Raw genomic sequence first — 17,145 nt, 5'->3', positions numbered from 1 at the left:
ACTGGCATAACAATGCCTCAATATTCCCAAATACAAGGATTGCCTGCAAGCTGCAGGATAGAAAAAGACTCCTGAGAGGCACTCAAGGAGTCTTTCTTACATACTGAATTACACCGGAATAAATTGAATTTATGTAATAACGGTTAGGTTTTGTGGCACAATGTAATAGTGAACCACCCAGATTATCAGCCAGGTGAGATTCAAGCCTTTGCTGAACTGATGAAAGGAACAATTATCAGCGTCCTCAGAGCCTTTGCATTGTGTCTGCATAATATAAAAGGTATTCATACGAGCTGAAAATATATTGACAATAGTGTGCTAAAATGATACAAATAATGCTTATAAGATAGAAATATGATATGTAAGTTTATTAAGGAATATCGTTTGTCTCCTGTAGTGGTAAGATGCTATTATAGGTATACCCGGTATTTTTAACATATGACTGGTAACCGTGTATGAAAATCTTTGAAGGAAGTGAACTCCAATATGAAAAATCCGCTAAATTATCAGGTCACGGAATATGACTGCGGCCCGACCACATTATTGAATGCAATGAGTTACCTTTTCACCCGGGATCAGATACCGCCGGATATCATCAAACATATTATGCTTTTTTGTCTTGATTCCTATAATGCAAAGGGAGAGTTCGGAAAAAATGGAACCTCACGTATGGCTATGATGTTTTTTAGCAACTGGATCAATCAATTCGGAAAGATGAAAAAATTCCCCGTTCAAAGTGAATATCTGACTGGGGACGAAGTGTATATAGGAGAAAACAGCAAGATCATGTATGGCCTGCAGCAGGACGGAGTTGTTGTGGCACGGGTGATGTTAGGCTGCTGGCACTATGTATTGGTAACAGGGGCCGATGGGGAAAATGTTTATTTATTTGATCCTTATTACAGAAAGAAGCCTTTTAAGCAAAAGGGATTGGAATTGATCACAGATATGCCTTACCATAGAAACCGGTGTGTGCCATGGGAAATGTTTAATGACACGGGAAAGGGTACTTATGCCCTTGGACCCAAGGAAACAAGAGAGGCTGTCATCATTTTTAACAGAGTGACACAGAAGAAACCGGCAGACACCATTGAATATTTTATTTGACAATATAAGCTCTTTATGATAACCTGTATCAAACTATAAATGGAGGCAGCTATTATGAATCAACATCAACAACTTAAAAAGTTGAATTGGGACGACGATTGACAGCGCTTGTATCTGTGACGAACCGCAGGTGCAAGCGCTAAAAGCGTTGCGCCTATGTGGATAGAATAGTTAGGACCACATTGGTAAATTTATTTTGCTCGTGTGGTTCTATTTTTTTACCCATACGAGCAAAGGAAAGGTCGTGATCGTATGGGACATATTGATGATGTCCTCATGGATATATGAGAGAGCAATAAATTAATATAATCATAATCCAGGAGGAAAAACAATGAAGAGTATCATTGGAGAGATCAAAGAGATAACCGTTGAGGCGGAAGAACTGATAAACCATATCGGTGAAATTGTAAGGATTCATGGAAGCATCTATAAAATCAGGAAAATGAGCGATTTTGCCTTTGTACTATTAAGAACGAAACGGAACGTGGTTCAGTGCATATATTCAAAGGAAATTTCCCGATTTTCACTTGATGAAATAAAGGAAGAAAGCAGCGTAATCGTTGCCGCCTGTGTCAAAGGGGAAGAAAGATCCAGAACAGGCTATGACCTTCAGATGATTGATATAGAGATATTATCAAAGCCGGAAGAGCAAAGCCCAGTTGTAATAAATAATAAATGTGTAGAAACTTCTATGGAAACTCTGCTTAATTTCAGGCCGCTTACGCTTCGTAACGAAAAAGAACGTGCTATTTTTAAGCTGCAGGAAGGGATCACTTATGGAATACGTGAGTTCTTAAAAAAGGAAAAGTTTACGGAAATACGAACGCCTAAAATCGTTTATGCCGGCGCTGAAGGCGGAGCAAATATTTTCCGTTTAGACTATTTTGGCAGAGAGGCATATTTGGCTCAAAGCCCGCAATTTTACAAGCAGATGATGGTTGGCGTTTTTGAAAGAGTGTATGAAATTGCTCCGGTTTTCCGGGCGGAAAAACATGACACCTCCAGGCATCTGAATGAATATACAAGTGTAGACTTTGAAATGGGGTACATTTGCAGTTTTGAAGACATTATGCAGATGGAAACAAAGATGCTAAAACATGTAATGGAATATTTAAATGAACAATATGGAGATGAAATAAAGCTGTTAAAAGTGAAGCTGCCTGTAATCAAAGATATTCCGGCGATTAAATTTAAAGAAGCAAAAGAATTGATTTCAATGGAGTATCATAGACCTATAAAAGATTTTGATGATTTTGAGCCGGAAGAAGAAAAACTGCTTTTTGAGCTGATCAAGCAGAAAACAGGAAGTGAATTTGTATTTGTAACTCATTATCCAAGCCAAAAGAGACCATTTTATGCCATGGATTGCGTGGAGAATGTAGAGGAAACATTAAGCTTTGACCTTTTATTCCGGGGACTGGAAATAACAACAGGCGGTCAAAGAATCCATGGGTATAAGGAACAGATTGAGAAAATGGAACGCAGAGGCATGAATACAGAATTATTCGAAAGCTATCTTATGATGCATAAATATGGGATGCCGCCACATGGTGGACTGGGGCTGGGCCTGGAACGTTTTACAAGCAAGCTGCTTGAACAGGAAAATGTGAGGTTTTCCACCTTGTTTCCAAGAGATATTAACCGGCTGATTCCATAGCATCATGAAATGGATTTCATGTGATAAATAACAGACAGTGGGGGAGGATAAAGAATAATGACAAGAGTATATTTTGTACGTCATGCACAGCCGGACCATGCCTGGGAGGATGACAGGACCAGGCCCTTGACAATGGAGGGCAGAGAAGACTCCAGGAAGGTGCTTAAGTATTTGCGGGATAAAAATATTGATTCGTTTTATTGCAGCCCATATAAGCGGAGTTTGGACACCATAATGGAAACAGCAGCGTATTATGAAAAGGAAATTATCGCCGATGAACGTCTCCGTGAACGTGAGAGTGGGAGAAATGGGAATCATCATGGAATGTTTCGAAAGCGCTGGGAAGATCATGACTTTCATGAGGAGGGCGGAGAATCAATCGCCATGGTACAGGACAGGAATGTGTCGGCATTAAAGGAAATTCTTCGAAACAATGCTGGCAGGAATATTGTCATTGGAACCCACGGAACAGCACTTAGCAGTATTTTAAATTATTATGATACAGACTATGACTGTGATTCCTTCCTGCGGATTCTGGATTGGATGCCGTATATCATAGAGCTTGATTTTGCAGACGGAGAATTTACGGATAAAATCGAGCATTTGCATATAAAAAAGGAATTTTTGGGAAAATAAAAAATGAATATGAAATAATGATTCCTTCCACCAAACCATTTTTTTTTGGAATTATCATCTTCCCCATGAATGGTATGGTAAGGATGAAGAAAAAGTATTATAATAATAACTATCATATAATCACCGTAATTGATAAAAATATCAGTACTACAAAGAAAATCAAAACATACTTGCGGGAGGTATCTTATGCAGACATTTAAACAGTTGTATGAAAGTTTGGTGAAGTCCGTACTAAATGACAATTTGGATCCGGAGATGGATTTGGAAACCTCATATGATCCTCATCATCTGGACTGTCTTTTGAATCCTACGAAGCACCCGGTAGTGATCCGCACCGGAACCTGCACCTGCTCCAAAGAGGAACGGGAGGAATGCTTAAAACGCTGTCCTTTCGGCGCATTAGGAATCGGAAAGGATGGGGTCATTGTTGATCCGGATCTATGCCTGGGCTGTGAAAATTGCATTGAAGGCTGCGCACCGGAAAAACTGACAGCCAGTACGGACATTATTCCGGCTTTAAAAGCGATAAGAAGCTCCAAGGGACTGGTATATGCAATGATAGCTCCCGCATTTTTAGGCCAGTTTTCAAAGGAGGTTACTCCCGGAAAGCTTAGGTCGGCATTAAAAGCTGTAGGGTTTGACGGAATGCTGGAGGTTGCCCTGTTTGCGGACATCCTTACATTAAAAGAAGCCCTTGAATTTGATAAAAATATTAATGATATCAATGATTTCCAGCTGACAAGCTGCTGCTGTCCCATGTGGATCGGTATGATCCGTAAAGTCTATCACCAGCTGGTTCCTCATGTGCCTGGCTCTGTATCGCCCATGGTTGCCTGCGCAAGAGTTGTAAAAGAACTCCACCCCGATGCTCTGACCGTATTCATTGGACCATGCCTTGCCAAAAAGGCAGAAGCCAGGGAAAAGGATCTGGCCGGTGCAGTTGACTTTGTTCTTACATTCCAGGAGGTAAAGAATATATTTGATGCCCTCGGAATCGACCCGGCCGTCATGGAAGAAAGTGAAAAGGACCATTCCTCAAGGGCCGGAAGGATCTATGCCAGAAAAGGCGGAGTCAGTGAAGCGGTAGAGAGTACGGTAAGAGCCATTAATCCCAATAAAAAAACAGAAATCCGTACCAAACAGGCGGATGGAGTACCTGCGTGCCGGAAGATGATCCAGGATATTATGGATGGGAAGATAGAGGCAAACTTTTACGAAGGCATGGGCTGTGTGGGCGGCTGTGTGGGCGGACCAAGGTCGATTTTAGGAGTGGAGCAGGGAACAGAACTTGTTAACGATTATGGAGAAAAGGCGAGTTATGTGCATCCAGCGGAGAATCCATATGTGATCGAGCTGCTGCATCGCCTGAACCTGGACAGCATTGAAAGCCTGCTGGAAGAAACCGATTTATTCAGCAGAAATATTACGTAAGGCGAATTGTTTTCATAAGTATAACTTAATCAAGCAAAGCGGATTGCGAATATCCGATTGACTATCATTTCAGTGAAATCAGTACCTGGGAACCATAGATGGCGGTTCCCAGGTACTGATTTTCGGTTTTCTTGTTTGCATCTTGCTTTTCACCCCTTAAAAATGATAATATAAAAGAGTATGCATGGACAAGACAGGCAACTGAAAGAAGGGAAATGGTATGGCAACAGGCAGAATGAATCAGCTGTTGGTAATGGTCAATTTATGCAGCAGTGTTGTGGAAGGAATTGAACACCTTATGGCCTATAAGGAAAATGAACGGCTGAAAGAGGATACTGTCACAGGGCTTCTCACTCTGGAGGAGAGTTTAAAGGGATTTATGGCAGATAAATCGGTGATCCATGAAACGAAATGGATGGCAGAAGTTATAAAGACCCGGCTGTTTGTTTTCGACCAGGAATTTAAAAACAGACTGTACCGCTGGTATTTTTCAGCGTTAAAAGAGCTTCGGAACTTAATGACGGCAGAAGTAGAGCGGTGTCCCGTCTGCTCAGGAAAAGGTGTCCCCCATTATGGAGCAGTGTTCTATATGGAAGGCGGCGAGGCGGATGAATATGTGCTGGAGCCTGTCCGGGTCTTTATGAAGTGCAGTGATTGCGGAAATTATTATCTTGCAAGAGAAGAAAACCGGTTTGTAAACAGAAAGAAGGGCTCTCACCGTACAAAGGCAAGATGCGAGCGTCTTTTAGCCGACATCGGTGAAGTTGCAGCAGAAGGAACCATGCTGTTTATCGGAGAAGAGAAAAGCCCATTATATAAAGAGGCCAGAAAGGCCGGATATGATCCTCAGGCCATGTCCTTAGAGGAAGCCGATGAACGGATAGAAGGCGGTAAGGAAGCGTACCGGATTGTTCTCATTGACCGGATCTCCCGTACTCAGGATTTGAAGCTGATCCTGACCCAGGCAGCGGAGTATCTGGCAGAGGACGGAATTCTCTGGTTTGACGGTCCGGATCTGGATAAATCTATTAAAAATCTGGAAAAAAGGGGAGCTTCCATGTGGAAGGGAGAAGCGGCAGAGGTTTGCCTCACGGACAGTGGCATAGAGGCTCTGGCGGAAAAATGCGGACTTTCCATAAAATCATACCGTCATGTGGGGACTGCTTCCGGGCGTATTGAAGTAATTGCCCAGAAGAAGAAATGACGGATCCTATAGGAGAATGCAGAAAGAGGGAAGGAACAGCGTGTTTGACAAATTAACGGAAAATGATATTAAGAAAATGCAGGAAGAAATCGACCACCGGAAGCTGGTCGTTCGGAAGGAAGCATTGGAAGCGGTAAAAGAAGCAAGAGCTCATGGGGATTTAAGTGAAAACTTTGAATATCATGCCGCAAAAAAGGATAAGAACCAGAATGAAAGCAGGATCCGTTATCTGGAGAAGATGATAAAGACGGCCCAGGTCATATCCGATGAATCCAAAGACGATGAGATCGGGCTCTATAATACGGTTGACTTGTATTTTGAGGATGATGACGAGGAGGAGACCTATAAGCTTGTAACAACCGTCCGTGGAAATTCCATGAAAGGCCTTATCAGCTCTGAGTCTCCTTTGGGAAGGGCTGTTATGGGACATAAGGTAGGCGACCGGGTTTATGTAAAGGTCAATGACAAAACAGGCTACTACGTAGTGGTAAAACGCCTGGAAAATACAAAGGATGATGGCAGTGACAAGCTAAGGAGCTATTGATCCGCCAAAGGGGCAGGATGATATGATGAAGGATATGACAAGAGGAAATATTTCTTCCGGGCTGATACGGTTTTCCATCCCGCTTGTTTTGGGAAATTTATTCCAGCTCACCTATAACGCGGTGGATTCCATTGTAGTAGGACGGTTTGCGGGTGAAGAGGCACTGGCAGCAGTTGGTGCCGCAGGCCCGGTCATGAACATTGTGATCCTGGGAATTACGGGGATCTGCATCGGGGCTTCGGTGCTGATGAGTGAGTTTTTTGGAGCAGGCAGTCATGAAAGGTTAAAGCAGGAGATAGCAACCACCCTTTTGTTTGGCTTTTATTTTTCCCTGGTCATTGTGGGCCTTGGGCTGCTCTTTTCCGGAGGGATCATAAGGCTTCTCCGTGTGCCGGAGGAAATCTCAGTAGATGCGTCTGTTTACTTAAGGGTCATATTGGTCGGAACGCCCTTTACCTTTTTTTATAACGGAGTGGCTTCTGCCCTCCGGAGTGTGGGCGATTCAAAGACTCCGGTTCACTTTCTGGCTATGGCCTCGGTTTTAAACGCATTATTGGATCTAGTATTTGTGGCAGGGTTTCACATGGGAGTTTTCGGGGCTGCATTTTCTACGGTCATTGCGGAGGCGGCTTCTGCGCTTCTGTGTATCTTCTACATATATAAGAAGGTTCCCCTTCTTAAACTTAAGCCAAAGGAATTCCGTATGGACCGGGAGCTTTTAAGCCTTACGGTCAAGAATGGAGCGGTTACGGCATTGCAGCAATCCTGTCAGCCCATTGGCAAGCTTTTGATACAGGGAGTCATAAATCCACTGGGCGTCAGCACCATAGCAGCGTTTCAGGCAGTGAACCGGGTGGATGACTTTGCATTTACTCCGGAACAAAGCATATCCAGCGGTATGATGACCTTTGTGGCGCAAAACCGGGGAGCTGGTAATGGGGAACGGGTGAAGAAGGGATTTCGGACCGGACTTTTTATAGAAGCAGGCTACTGGGTGATCATATGCATTGTCATCCTGATGGTGAAGGAACCGGTGATGAGATTATTTGTGCCCAATGGGGATGGGGCCATGGTAAGGATTGGGGCGGAATATTTACACCTTATGGCTTTTTTCTATCTGCTGCCGGCATTTACCAATGGGATCCAGGGGTTTTTCCGGGGAATGGGAAATATGTCCATCACCCTGATCTCTACCCTGATCCAGATTTCCGTCCGGGTGGCATTGGTCGTCCTGCTGGTTCCGTCTATGGGAATGAATGGAGTTCCCTATGCATGCCTGGCCGGTTGGGCCTGTATGCTGCTTTATGAGGTTCCCTATTATTTCTGGTTTAAAAAGAAAAATGAATTATTACAGGAGAAAAATCATGATTAAAAATATAGTATTTGACATGGGCAGAGTGCTGGTACATTACGATGGAGATATTGTCTGCAGGCATTTTATTGAGGATGAGGAAGAGCGGAAGGCAGTAAGAATCGCTGTATTCGAGTCTCAGGAGTGGCTGTTTCTGGATATGGGGCTGATCTCAGAGGAAGATGCTTTAAAGAAGATGCAGGCTCGTCTGGATACTGCCCATGCCAAGGAAATGGCAGCTCTTTGTCTTGAGCACTGGCATGAATATAATATGTGGCCTGATAAAGAGATGGGGGAACTGGTAGGACATCTTAAGGAGAGGGGATATGGCATCTATCTTTGCTCCAATGCTTCCCTTCGTCTGCTGACGTGTTATAAAATCATTCCGGGAATTGAACATTTTGACGGGATCTTATTTTCCGCTGAGGTAAAGTGTTTGAAGCCTCAAAAGGAAATGTACAGCCATTTATTTGATCGGTTCCACTTAAAGCCGGAGGAATGCTTTTTTATCGATGATATGCCCATGAATATTGAAGGAGCGAGGGCCTGCGGTATGGATGGGTACTGCTTCGAGGACGGAGATGTGAAACGGCTGAAAGAATTTCTGGCCCATTTGAATGATAACTAAGAATGCCCTGGAACCATAGTGTTTTGTGGCTATGCAATGAAATGGAGAAACGCTTATTATGTACCGGATTCAGATAAAAGATATGGATTTTAAACAGATCGCCAGGTCCGGCCAGTGTTTCCGCATGGAAGGCCGGGAGGGCGAAAACGGAGTCTGGTCGATCGCAGCTTCGGGAGAATATGTGGAAGCAGCCAAAGATGGAGACAGCTTCTTATTTTCCTGCGGAGAGAGGGAGTTTAAAGAATCATGGGCCGGCTATTTTGACTTGCAGACCGATTACAGCGGCTATAAAAAGCACGTTGACTCTGAAGATTCATATCTTAGGGAGGCCATGGAATGGGGCTGGGGTGTCCGGATCCTTCATCAGGATCTATGGGAAATGCTGGTGACCTTTTTAATCTCCCAGAATAACAATATCACCCGTATCACAGGCAGCGTTAAAGAGCTGTGTAAACGGTTCGGAGAGAAAAAGAAGGGGCTGGGTCTGACCATGTCCCCTGACGGTAGCTGGAAAGAAACAGTAAGAAGCTATGATGCCTTTCCGGAGCCGGAGAGCCTTTCTATGGCGGGCCTTAAGGGATTGACCGGCCTGGGTCTGGGTTACCGGGATAAATACATCCTGTCAATTGCAGAGATGTGCAGCGGTCCAGAAGGAAAGGAATGGCTTTTGCGCTTAAAGGAAGCAGATTATAAAAGCGCCCACAGCATACTGATGGAGCAGTATGGGATCGGAAGGAAGGTGGCAGACTGCATCTGCCTGTTCGGGCTTCACCATGTGGGGGCTTTTCCTGTGGATACCCATGTAAAGCAGATCTTGGAGCTTCACTATCCTCAGGGCTTTCCCCTGGAGCGGTATCACGGATATGCCGGGATCCTTCAGCAGTACATGTTTTATTATAAGATAAATCAAATCCCACGAAGCAAGCTGCGGGGGACTTGACCAGATCCCTTTATTTTGATTGCCTGTGCAGCAATAGCTGCCCAGGCCTTTTTATTTTTGAGTTTGTCGAAATATTTCATACTTTTATCACACAATCAACAAATATATATCACACAATTTTCACAATTCCCTTTTACCCTTAGTAAGGATGCAAAATGCATATAAGACAGGAGGAGAGAGAGTTGATTGAAGTCAGAAATCTGGTAAAGGATTACAGCGGTCATCTGGCTGTGGACCATTTAAGCTTTACGATCAACGATGGACAGATCTATGGATTTCTAGGGCCAAACGGGGCCGGAAAATCCACCACAATGAACATTATGACCGGGTACATCGGAGCTACGGAGGGTGATGTGCTGATCAACGGCCATAATATACTGGAAGATGGGGAGGAAGCAAAGAAGTGTATCGGGTATCTGCCGGAGCTTCCGCCGCTTTATGTGGATATGACTGTGGAAGAGCAGCTGCAGTTTGCTGCGGAATTGAAGAAAGTACCGAAAAAGGAAAGGAATGAGGCTGTTTATGAGGTCATGGAGCTCGCCAAGCTGGTGGAGGTAAAAGGCCGTTTGATCCGCAACCTATCAAAGGGCTACCGGCAGCGTGTAGGCCTGGCCCAGGCAGTTTTAGGGTTTCCGCCGGTCATTATTCTGGATGAACCTACCGTAGGACTGGATCCTAAACAGATCATCGAAATCAGGGATACCATCCGCAGGCTCGGACAGAAACATACGGTTATTTTAAGCTCCCATATCCTTTCCGAGGTCAGCGCAGTATGCGATCATATCATGATCATTGACAAGGGAAGACTGATTGCCAGCGATACGCCGGAGAATCTGGAACGCCAGATGGCCGGAACTGCTGGAATGGAGCTTTTAGTAAAAGGGACTGAAGAACAAATCCTTGAAATCCTGGAAGCCATTCCCCAGGCAGCCGATGTGTCGGTACGGGAGAGCGGTGAAGAGGGAATAAACAGGGCAGTATTGCGCATCTGCACAGATGCGGAAGAGAAAGAAGATGGAGAGGATATCCGGGAAACCATATTCTTCGCATTTGCCGACCAGAGGATTCCCATTCTTTCCATGCAGGCCACAAAAGCGTCCCTGGAAGAGGTATTCCTTGAACTGACAGGGGAAGGAACGGCAGAGGGGATGGAGACAAATGAAAACCTTGAAACAGATGATTTTGAAGGGGAGCTTTTAAAGGCAGACTTTAAGGAAGAAACAGAAGACGGAGAGGGGGATGAAGAATAATGGCTGCAATTTATAGAAGAGAACTGAAAGCCTATTTTCAGTCCATGACCGGATACGTATTTATCGCCTTTATGGTGCTGTTTATAGGAATTTACTTTATGGCTTATAACATGATGAGCGGATATCCCTACTTTTCATATACTCTGTCTGGAATGGTGACCATTATCATGATCGGCATTCCGGTGCTTACCATGAGAAGCTTTGCAGATGACCGGAAGACGAAGACCGACCAGCTTCTGCTCACCTCTCCGGTAACCGTTGCCAAAATGGTTCTTGGAAAATATCTTTCCATGATAACCGTCTACGCCATCCCGGTACTGATTTCCGGAATCTGTCCTCTTATCATCAAGCTGAACGGAAATGCAAATTTAAAATCGGATTATGCTTCTTTACTGGCCTTTTTCCTACTGGGCTGTGTCTATATTGCCATCGGAATGTTTATTTCTTCCTTAACAGAAAGCCAGATCATTGCTGCGGTAGGAACCTTTGGAATCATTCTTCTTTTGCTTTTATGGCCCAGTCTTGTAGAATTTTTACCCACATCGGCGATCGGCTCTGCAGCAGGGTTTCTGATTCTTTGGTCCGGGATTGTATTTGCGGTGTCCCGAATAACGAGCCATGGTCCCCTTGCAGCCGTTCTGGAAGCAGCAGGAGTACTCTGCATCGCAGTGCTGTACCTTGTAAAAAAGGACCTTTTTGAACGTGCTCTGACAAATGTTTTGGAAAAAATTGCAGTGACCGACGTGTTTCAGAACTTTGCCAGTCATTACATCTTTGATGCAGGCGGCCTGGTTTACTATATCAGCATCATTTTCCTGCTGGTATTCTTGACCGTGCAGTCCATAGAGAAACGCAGATGGAGTTAGGAGGATGGAGATGACCAGAAAATTAAAAAAAGGGGGCTACACGGCAATCCTAACGTTGATTGTCATAGCAGCCGTAGTAATATTAAATTTGATCGTAGGCCGTCTTCCGGAGAAGGTACGGCAGTGGGATATGAGCAGCAGCCAGATCTATACCCTGGGCGGGACCACGAAGGATCTTGTTAAGGCACTTGATAAGGATGTTACGATTTATGTGGTTGCTGATCCGGAATCTGTAGATAAGAGGATCACAAGCTTTATTAAGCGCTACGGGGATTTATCCAGCCGCATCAAGGTAGTGACCGTGGATTCCGTTCTTCATCCGGACCAGGTTAATAAGCTGAAAGCACAGGATAATACGCTTTTGGTAAGCTGTGATTCCACAGGCAGGACAGAATCCATCGCCATGACGGATATCATTAAAATGGATGAAATGTCCTACTATTATTATGGACAGTCCAAGGAAACGGAATTTGACGGTGAAGGTCAGCTTACCGGGGCTATTTCCCATGTGATCAACAACGTGCAGAAAACAGTTTATGTGACAGAAGGCCATGGAGAGGCGGCCCTTGGAGCTACGGCTTCCGATATGTTAAAAAAGTCCAATCTGACCGTGAGCTCCCTGAATCTTCTGACAGGAGGAAGCATTCCTGAGGATTGTGAACTTTTGCTCATCAATGCTCCGGCATCAGACCTGGCAAATGATGAAAGGAAGATGATTTCCGATTACCTGGATAAAGGGGGAAGGGTTCTGATCCTAGCCGGTTATACGGAAAAGGACCGCCCGAACTTAAGCGCCCTTATGAGCGATTACGGTCTGAATCTGGAAAACGGACTTGCAGCAGATACCAAGAAATTTTATCAGAACAATCCCTATTATATCTTTCCAACCATTCAGGCAGGAAGCGAAGTGACAAATGGCATAGATGGAAAAAGCGCAGCCCTTGTCCTCCAGTCCGCAGCCATGACCCAGAAAGAGGTTCTGCCCGAAGGCGTTGAAGTAACTCCGTTTATGGAGACCAGTGACGGAGGTATGCTGGTAACGGCTGATAAGCAGACAGAAGGAACCTATATCCTGGGAGCCGTATCAGAGAAGACTTTAAGTTCTGGAACGGCACGTTTGACCGTATTCAGTACCCCAACCCTTATCGATGAGGGGCTGAACACCAGCTTTACCAATTTAACTAATTTAAATCTTTTCATGAATGCAGTTACGGCTAATTTTGATGATGTATCCAATGTATCCATTCCTGCCAAGAGCCTTGATGTAACCTATAACACCGTTACCCACGGAGGCATGTGGGGAATCCTGTTTATATTTGTTATCCCGGTGGTGACACTGGCAGCAGGACTTGTGATCTGGCTTAAGCGCAGACGTTTGTAAAAGGAGGCTGAAACATGAAAAAGAAAAAAGGCCTTTTATATGGAACGGCCGCCCTGGCGACCCTGTGTGTGATCTATGTGGGCGTGGGGCAGTATATGAACCGCTCCCAGGAACAGACGAAGGAGAAGGAGGAGGGAGAAAAAGTCTATCTCACCGACCTTTCCAATGTTTCCAGCCTTTCCTATGATATTGACGGACAGGAGCTGTCCTTTACAAAAAAGAATGGCAAATGGAGCTATGACGGAGATGACCTTTTTCCGGTAAAACAGGAGGAAATGGATTCCCTTGCTTCCACGGTTTCTAAGCTTGAAGCCCTGCGGAAGCTGGAAGGCGGAGACAGCCTAAGCGCCTATGGTCTGGATAAGCCCATAAGAAAGATCGCTGCAGCAGCAGAAGATGGGGCGACATCCGTGATCCTCCTTGGCAATGCCACCGGTGATGGGGATTATTATGCGGCACTGGAGGGGCAGGATACCCCATATCTCATAGGCTCCACCCTGTACAATGAAACGGGCTCGGGACTAAATGATCTGATGGCCCTGGAGGAGTTCCCGGCTGTATCCGGTGCCGACATAAAGAGCATTACAATAACTAAGGCAGGCATCAGTGAACATTATGTAAAAAAGAAGCTGGATGAGAAAGATGGGACGATCGAATGGTACAGGGACTCTGCGGATTCGCCGGACAATAAGCTTTCCGATAATTCAGGCCTAAATGTTCTGGCAGATTCCTTAAGCAGCCTGAAGGTAAAGAGCTGCCCAAATTATAAGGTGCAGGACAATGAACTGGCAGGCTACGGCCTTGATCAGCCTGCTGCAGTCATTACTTATACTTATGATAGGAATGGCTCGGAAGAATCCTTTACCCTGTCTGTAGGTTCCTTAAACAGTGATTCCAGCTGCTACTACACCCGTACGGTAGGTTCTTCCAATATTAATGAAATTGAAAAGGCTTCTATTGATAAATGTCTGACAGTAAATAAAGGCATTTCATAAAAATAATAAACAGTACCCTGATGGTATGAGGTAGAAAAGAGGCGGAAGGCCTCTTTTTCTATGCCTGACCATCAGGGTACCATTTTCGGAATCTAAAACGTATAGTCTTCTACTTCTACCTTATCCACCTGCTGATAAGGCGCCAGCGTGGATATCATCTTAACTTTGTTCTTGTATGGATTAAAGCAGTAGTGAACTTCGGAAGGTTCAATATGAATGAAATCTCCCTGCTTTAAATGGTGGACGACTCCGTCTACAACAATATTGATCTCTCCCTCCAGAATGAAGAAATCTTCTTCCATAACGTTATGATAGTGAGCGGTGAAATCCTCACCTGGCTGGAACTGTACGACTGCAAAATTCATGCGCGGTCCTTTCATTAAATATTTTGGGCCGCTGTCCCCAAAACGGAATTCTTTTTCTGATTCATTGGTAATGAACATATTTTTTCTCCTTTTTCTTCCCTTATAAACCGGGTGCTATCCACATATTCTTAGTGATCTTACGGTCGCAGAGAGCCAGCTGAGCCTGATAAAATTCTCTCCATTTCCCATAGATTTCACCATAAATCTTATGATTCTCCATGTTTGGCATAAACTGCCGCTCTATAATTACCAGCTCTTTTGCAGTTTCAGCAATATCCTGATACATGCCGATTCCATATCCGGCCAGGATCGCAGCGCCCAGTGCAGTGGCTTCCTTTACTTTAGGAACCTTTACCGGAAGCCCCAGAACATCAGACAGTATCTGGGCCCAGAGGGAACTGTTAGAGGCTCCGCCGGCAAAGGTGATTTCTTTTGGCCGATGGCCGATGGCATCCTGGACCAGATCAAGATGTCCTTTTGTAACCAGAGCCGCATTCTCTAAAATTGCCCGGTAGAAGGTATAATGGTTATATTTCCCGGGATCAAGGCCAAAGTTGGAGAAGGTCGGTGCGGCGTGCTTCCAGCTAATAAAGTTCATTACATCCGAAAAAGTACACATCATTCCATAGCATCCTGCCGGTATTTTCTCTGCTTCCTCATTCATCAAATGATAGATGCTCGTACCTGCTTCCTCTGCCAGCTTTTTTTCTGCATGGCAGAAGCTGTCCCGATACCATCGCATGACAAGGCCCGGTTGAAAGGCGAGGGCTTCAAACTGCCAGATGCCTGGTATGGCATGACAGTTTACACGGACACGGCAGTCCGGATCTGTGTCCGGCTTGTCAGTGTTGTATTCGTACTGCCAGAAGCTGCCTCCGAATACTGCGGCTTCCCCGGCATGTACCACACCTACGCCAATACAGCCCAGCTGGGCATCCCCTCCGCCAGCAACAACGGGAATTCCTTCCGGCAGTCCAGTCTGGTCTTTGCAGCAGGTAGCGGTTTTTCCGATTACAGTCCCACATTCCTTTACAAGGGGAAAAATATCTGTCCGGAGTCCGCACCGTCCGGCAATCTCCGGATTCCAGCATCGGGTTTTTAAATCAAACAATCCTGTAGTTGATCCGTTGCTTGGCTCTACGGCCAGGAGGCCGGTCAGCTTAAATATAAGCCAGTCATTGAACATTCCAATGTATGCGGCCCGTTTATAAATATCTGGCATTTTATTCTTTACCCAGAGAAGCCTGGGAAGGGCATCCAGAGCATAAGACTGTCCTGTTTCCTGATAGAGGAGGCGTTCAAGCTCCGGATCACTGCGGATCAATTGTACTACTTCTTCATTGCTCCGGGCATCTACATTGGCGCAGGCCCAGATTTCTTTTCCTTCCTTGTCGTAAAGAACAATACCTTCTCTCATGCAGGTGGTGGAGATTGCGGCTATCTCATAAGGATTGACGGCGCTTGTGCATAAGACCCTTCGGATACAGGAAGCGGCAAGCTCCCAGTTATGTACCCAGTCAAAATCCATACTCCCCGGATACCGGGGATCTTCCCTGTGTTCCCATTCCTCTTGAATACAAGAGATCTGATTGCCCTTGCTGTCAAAAAGTACGGCACGGATGCTGCCGGTGCCTGCATCAATGGCTAAAAGGTAATTTGATGACATCTCCATTCCTCCATTCTATTTTCATATCGGTGAGTCGGGATCTTCCTCCATCAGGTTTAATGCCGTTTGTTCATCTGTGATTAACACATTTAAATAGCCTCCCTTTAAAGAAGCACGAATGGCTTTCAATTTGCTGTCACCTGCGGCAACTCCAATGACATTGGGCAGGGTTCGCAGGGTTGCAAGAGATGTGCTTAACAGCCGGTCTTCAATATCGGTATGAATGGGGTTTCCATCCTGATCGATGAAATGGCTCAGGATATCTCCTACGGCTCCCTGCATGGACAAATAGAGAAAGTCATTCTTTGTGAAAATTCCATTCTTGATTATGGTTGCATCTTCTCTGATCCCTCCTATGCCAACGACGGTCATGGAAGCCAGATTCACCATGCGGGAAATTTCCTGGACGGAAGGCTCGTTCTGCATTGCACTGCAAAGCTCCTTGGTTGAAACAACGAGGGGGGCAGGATACAGAAATAGTTTTGCATTAAATTTGCTAGAAAATGTATTTGGAAGATAATAGCTGACTCCTCCTGTTAAAGATACGGCTGACAGCGGTGCTTCTGTTATGGTAGCCAGATGATTGATAACCCGTCCAAGAGTATCTCCGTATCCTATATTGATGTATGTGTTTTCTGTAATCCGGTCACTGATGTACATGGCGGCGGCTTTGGCAATGGTATCGTTGAGAGAGGAAATGCCTGGTGCAGAGGGAACTACAAAAGCATCCTTTAAATTCCATCTGCGGATTAACTCCTGTTCGACCTTTAAGTGACGGCTTCGTTCCTGGGAAATCTGAAACTGGATCACTCCATCCTGCCTGGCTTTCTCCAAAAGCTTAATCACTTTCATACGGGATATTCCGAGTTTTTCAGAAATTTTTTGCTGGGTCATATTTTCTATATAATAATACCATGCTGTTTTAATTATAAGGGAATCTTCATAGTTCATTTTTAGGTCTCCTGTTCTTTGTTATTCTAAACAAATGTTTTGAGTTGAATAAATTGTTTTGAATTTTCTTAAGTATAACAAATGGAATTTCATATGTCAATAGTGACGGCTTAAAAATTAAAAACCTGAATTTGATGAGTAAAATATAATAAATAATATATAATATAACGCTG

The 17,145-nt window shown here is 44.8% G+C and carries 16 protein-coding genes; 13 read left to right on the top strand and 3 right to left on the bottom strand.

Annotated elements, in window-relative coordinates:
* The first annotated feature begins 486 nt into the window (after positions 1 to 486).
* The 13 genes from H171_RS15920 (at position 487) to H171_RS15855 (ending at position 13,990) form a co-directional block, all read left to right on the top strand.
* On the top strand, positions 487 to 1,107 hold the full coding sequence (locus H171_RS15920) for a peptidase C39 (protein WP_100306033.1): 621 nt from the start codon (positions 487 to 489) through the stop codon (positions 1,105 to 1,107).
* 331 nt (positions 1,108 to 1,438) lie between these two features.
* On the top strand, positions 1,439 to 2,764 hold the full coding sequence (gene aspS, locus H171_RS15915; RefSeq protein WP_100306032.1) for an aspartate--tRNA(Asn) ligase: 1,326 nt from the start codon (positions 1,439 to 1,441) through the stop codon (positions 2,762 to 2,764).
* Positions 2,765 to 2,821: 57 nt separating this feature from the next.
* On the top strand, positions 2,822 to 3,400 hold the full coding sequence (locus tag H171_RS15910; protein WP_100306031.1) for a histidine phosphatase family protein: 579 nt from the start codon (positions 2,822 to 2,824) through the stop codon (positions 3,398 to 3,400).
* 186 nt (positions 3,401 to 3,586) lie between these two features.
* Complete coding sequence (locus H171_RS15900) at positions 3,587 to 4,831, top strand: [Fe-Fe] hydrogenase large subunit C-terminal domain-containing protein (protein ID WP_100306029.1); 1,245 nt, start codon at positions 3,587 to 3,589, stop codon at positions 4,829 to 4,831.
* Positions 4,832 to 5,051: 220 nt separating this feature from the next.
* On the top strand, positions 5,052 to 6,035 hold the full coding sequence (locus H171_RS15895; RefSeq protein ID WP_100306028.1) for a hypothetical protein: 984 nt from the start codon (positions 5,052 to 5,054) through the stop codon (positions 6,033 to 6,035).
* A gap of 40 nt (positions 6,036 to 6,075) precedes the next feature.
* Positions 6,076 to 6,579 (top strand): transcription elongation factor GreA, encoded by a 504-nt coding sequence (greA, locus tag H171_RS15890; protein ID WP_100307553.1) that lies wholly within the window; start codon positions 6,076 to 6,078, stop codon positions 6,577 to 6,579.
* 22 nt (positions 6,580 to 6,601) lie between these two features.
* Entirely contained in the window at positions 6,602 to 7,951 is a 1,350-nt protein-coding gene (locus H171_RS15885) for an MATE family efflux transporter (RefSeq protein ID WP_100306027.1), read from the top strand.
* Positions 7,944 to 8,558, top strand: coding sequence for an HAD family hydrolase (locus tag H171_RS15880; RefSeq protein WP_100306026.1), 615 nt, complete (start codon positions 7,944 to 7,946; stop codon positions 8,556 to 8,558). The genes H171_RS15885 and H171_RS15880 overlap by 8 nt, the downstream gene beginning before the upstream one ends.
* A gap of 58 nt (positions 8,559 to 8,616) precedes the next feature.
* A complete protein-coding gene (locus H171_RS15875) occupies positions 8,617 to 9,498 on the top strand; it encodes a DNA glycosylase (protein WP_100306025.1) in 882 nt (293 codons plus the stop codon).
* A gap of 182 nt (positions 9,499 to 9,680) precedes the next feature.
* Positions 9,681 to 10,748, top strand: a complete 1,068-nt coding sequence (locus H171_RS15870) for an ABC transporter ATP-binding protein (protein ID WP_100306024.1) — start codon at positions 9,681 to 9,683, stop codon at positions 10,746 to 10,748.
* Positions 10,748 to 11,614 (top strand): ABC transporter permease subunit, encoded by an 867-nt coding sequence (locus H171_RS15865; protein ID WP_100306023.1) that lies wholly within the window; start codon positions 10,748 to 10,750, stop codon positions 11,612 to 11,614. Before H171_RS15870 ends, H171_RS15865 begins: the two co-directional genes overlap by 1 nt.
* A 10-nt stretch (positions 11,615 to 11,624) precedes the next feature.
* A complete protein-coding gene (locus tag H171_RS15860) occupies positions 11,625 to 12,995 on the top strand; it encodes a GldG family protein (protein ID WP_100306022.1) in 1,371 nt (456 codons plus the stop codon).
* A 14-nt stretch (positions 12,996 to 13,009) separates the two neighbouring features.
* The gene (locus tag H171_RS15855) at positions 13,010 to 13,990 is read left to right on the top strand and encodes a DUF4340 domain-containing protein (protein WP_100306021.1); all 981 of its coding nucleotides are present in this window, start codon (positions 13,010 to 13,012) and stop codon (positions 13,988 to 13,990) included.
* A 92-nt stretch (positions 13,991 to 14,082) separates the two neighbouring features.
* On the opposite strand, the gene H171_RS15850 is transcribed toward H171_RS15855, so the two are convergent.
* From H171_RS15850 to H171_RS15840, 3 genes are read right to left on the bottom strand one after another with little or no spacing between them, the layout of a single operon-like run.
* Complete coding sequence (locus H171_RS15850) at positions 14,083 to 14,433, bottom strand: cupin domain-containing protein (RefSeq protein ID WP_100306020.1); 351 nt, start codon at positions 14,431 to 14,433, stop codon at positions 14,083 to 14,085.
* 22 nt (positions 14,434 to 14,455) lie between these two features.
* Positions 14,456 to 16,021: an autoinducer-2 kinase gene (lsrK, locus tag H171_RS15845; protein ID WP_100306019.1), complete on the bottom strand. Its 1,566-nt coding sequence runs from the start codon at positions 16,019 to 16,021 to the stop codon at positions 14,456 to 14,458.
* Positions 16,022 to 16,042: 21 nt separating this feature from the next.
* Positions 16,043 to 16,972: a sugar-binding transcriptional regulator gene (locus H171_RS15840; protein ID WP_100306018.1), complete on the bottom strand. Its 930-nt coding sequence runs from the start codon at positions 16,970 to 16,972 to the stop codon at positions 16,043 to 16,045.
* Positions 16,973 to 17,145 lie beyond the last annotated feature (173 nt).

This window comes from [Clostridium] celerecrescens 18A (assembly GCF_002797975.1).
Taxonomy (GTDB): Bacteria; Bacillota; Clostridia; order Lachnospirales; family Lachnospiraceae; genus Lacrimispora; species Lacrimispora celerecrescens.
This window is presented reverse-complemented; position numbering and strand designations above follow the sequence as displayed.

What these genes read in the sequence shown, in the direction of transcription:
- H171_RS15920 (WP_100306033.1), top strand. Translation starts at nt 487, where the DNA reads ATGAAAAATCCGCTAAATTATCAGGTCACGGAATATGACTGCGGCCCG.
- aspS (WP_100306032.1), top strand. Translation starts at nt 1,439, where the DNA reads ATGAAGAGTATCATTGGAGAGATCAAAGAGATAACCGTTGAGGCGGAA.
- H171_RS15910 (WP_100306031.1), top strand. Translation starts at nt 2,822, where the DNA reads ATGACAAGAGTATATTTTGTACGTCATGCACAGCCGGACCATGCCTGG.
- H171_RS15900 (WP_100306029.1), top strand. Translation starts at nt 3,587, where the DNA reads ATGCAGACATTTAAACAGTTGTATGAAAGTTTGGTGAAGTCCGTACTA.
- H171_RS15895 (WP_100306028.1), top strand. Translation starts at nt 5,052, where the DNA reads ATGGCAACAGGCAGAATGAATCAGCTGTTGGTAATGGTCAATTTATGC.
- H171_RS15885 (WP_100306027.1), top strand. Translation starts at nt 6,602, where the DNA reads ATGATGAAGGATATGACAAGAGGAAATATTTCTTCCGGGCTGATACGG.
- H171_RS15880 (WP_100306026.1), top strand. Translation starts at nt 7,944, where the DNA reads ATGATTAAAAATATAGTATTTGACATGGGCAGAGTGCTGGTACATTAC.
- H171_RS15875 (WP_100306025.1), top strand. Translation starts at nt 8,617, where the DNA reads ATGTACCGGATTCAGATAAAAGATATGGATTTTAAACAGATCGCCAGG.
- H171_RS15865 (WP_100306023.1), top strand. Translation starts at nt 10,748, where the DNA reads ATGGCTGCAATTTATAGAAGAGAACTGAAAGCCTATTTTCAGTCCATG.
- H171_RS15860 (WP_100306022.1), top strand. Translation starts at nt 11,625, where the DNA reads ATGACCAGAAAATTAAAAAAAGGGGGCTACACGGCAATCCTAACGTTG.
- H171_RS15855 (WP_100306021.1), top strand. Translation starts at nt 13,010, where the DNA reads ATGAAAAAGAAAAAAGGCCTTTTATATGGAACGGCCGCCCTGGCGACC.
- H171_RS15850 (WP_100306020.1), bottom strand. Translation starts at nt 14,433, where the DNA reads ATGTTCATTACCAATGAATCAGAAAAAGAATTCCGTTTTGGGGACAGC.
- lsrK (WP_100306019.1), bottom strand. Translation starts at nt 16,021, where the DNA reads ATGTCATCAAATTACCTTTTAGCCATTGATGCAGGCACCGGCAGCATC.
- H171_RS15840 (WP_100306018.1), bottom strand. Translation starts at nt 16,972, where the DNA reads ATGAACTATGAAGATTCCCTTATAATTAAAACAGCATGGTATTATTAT.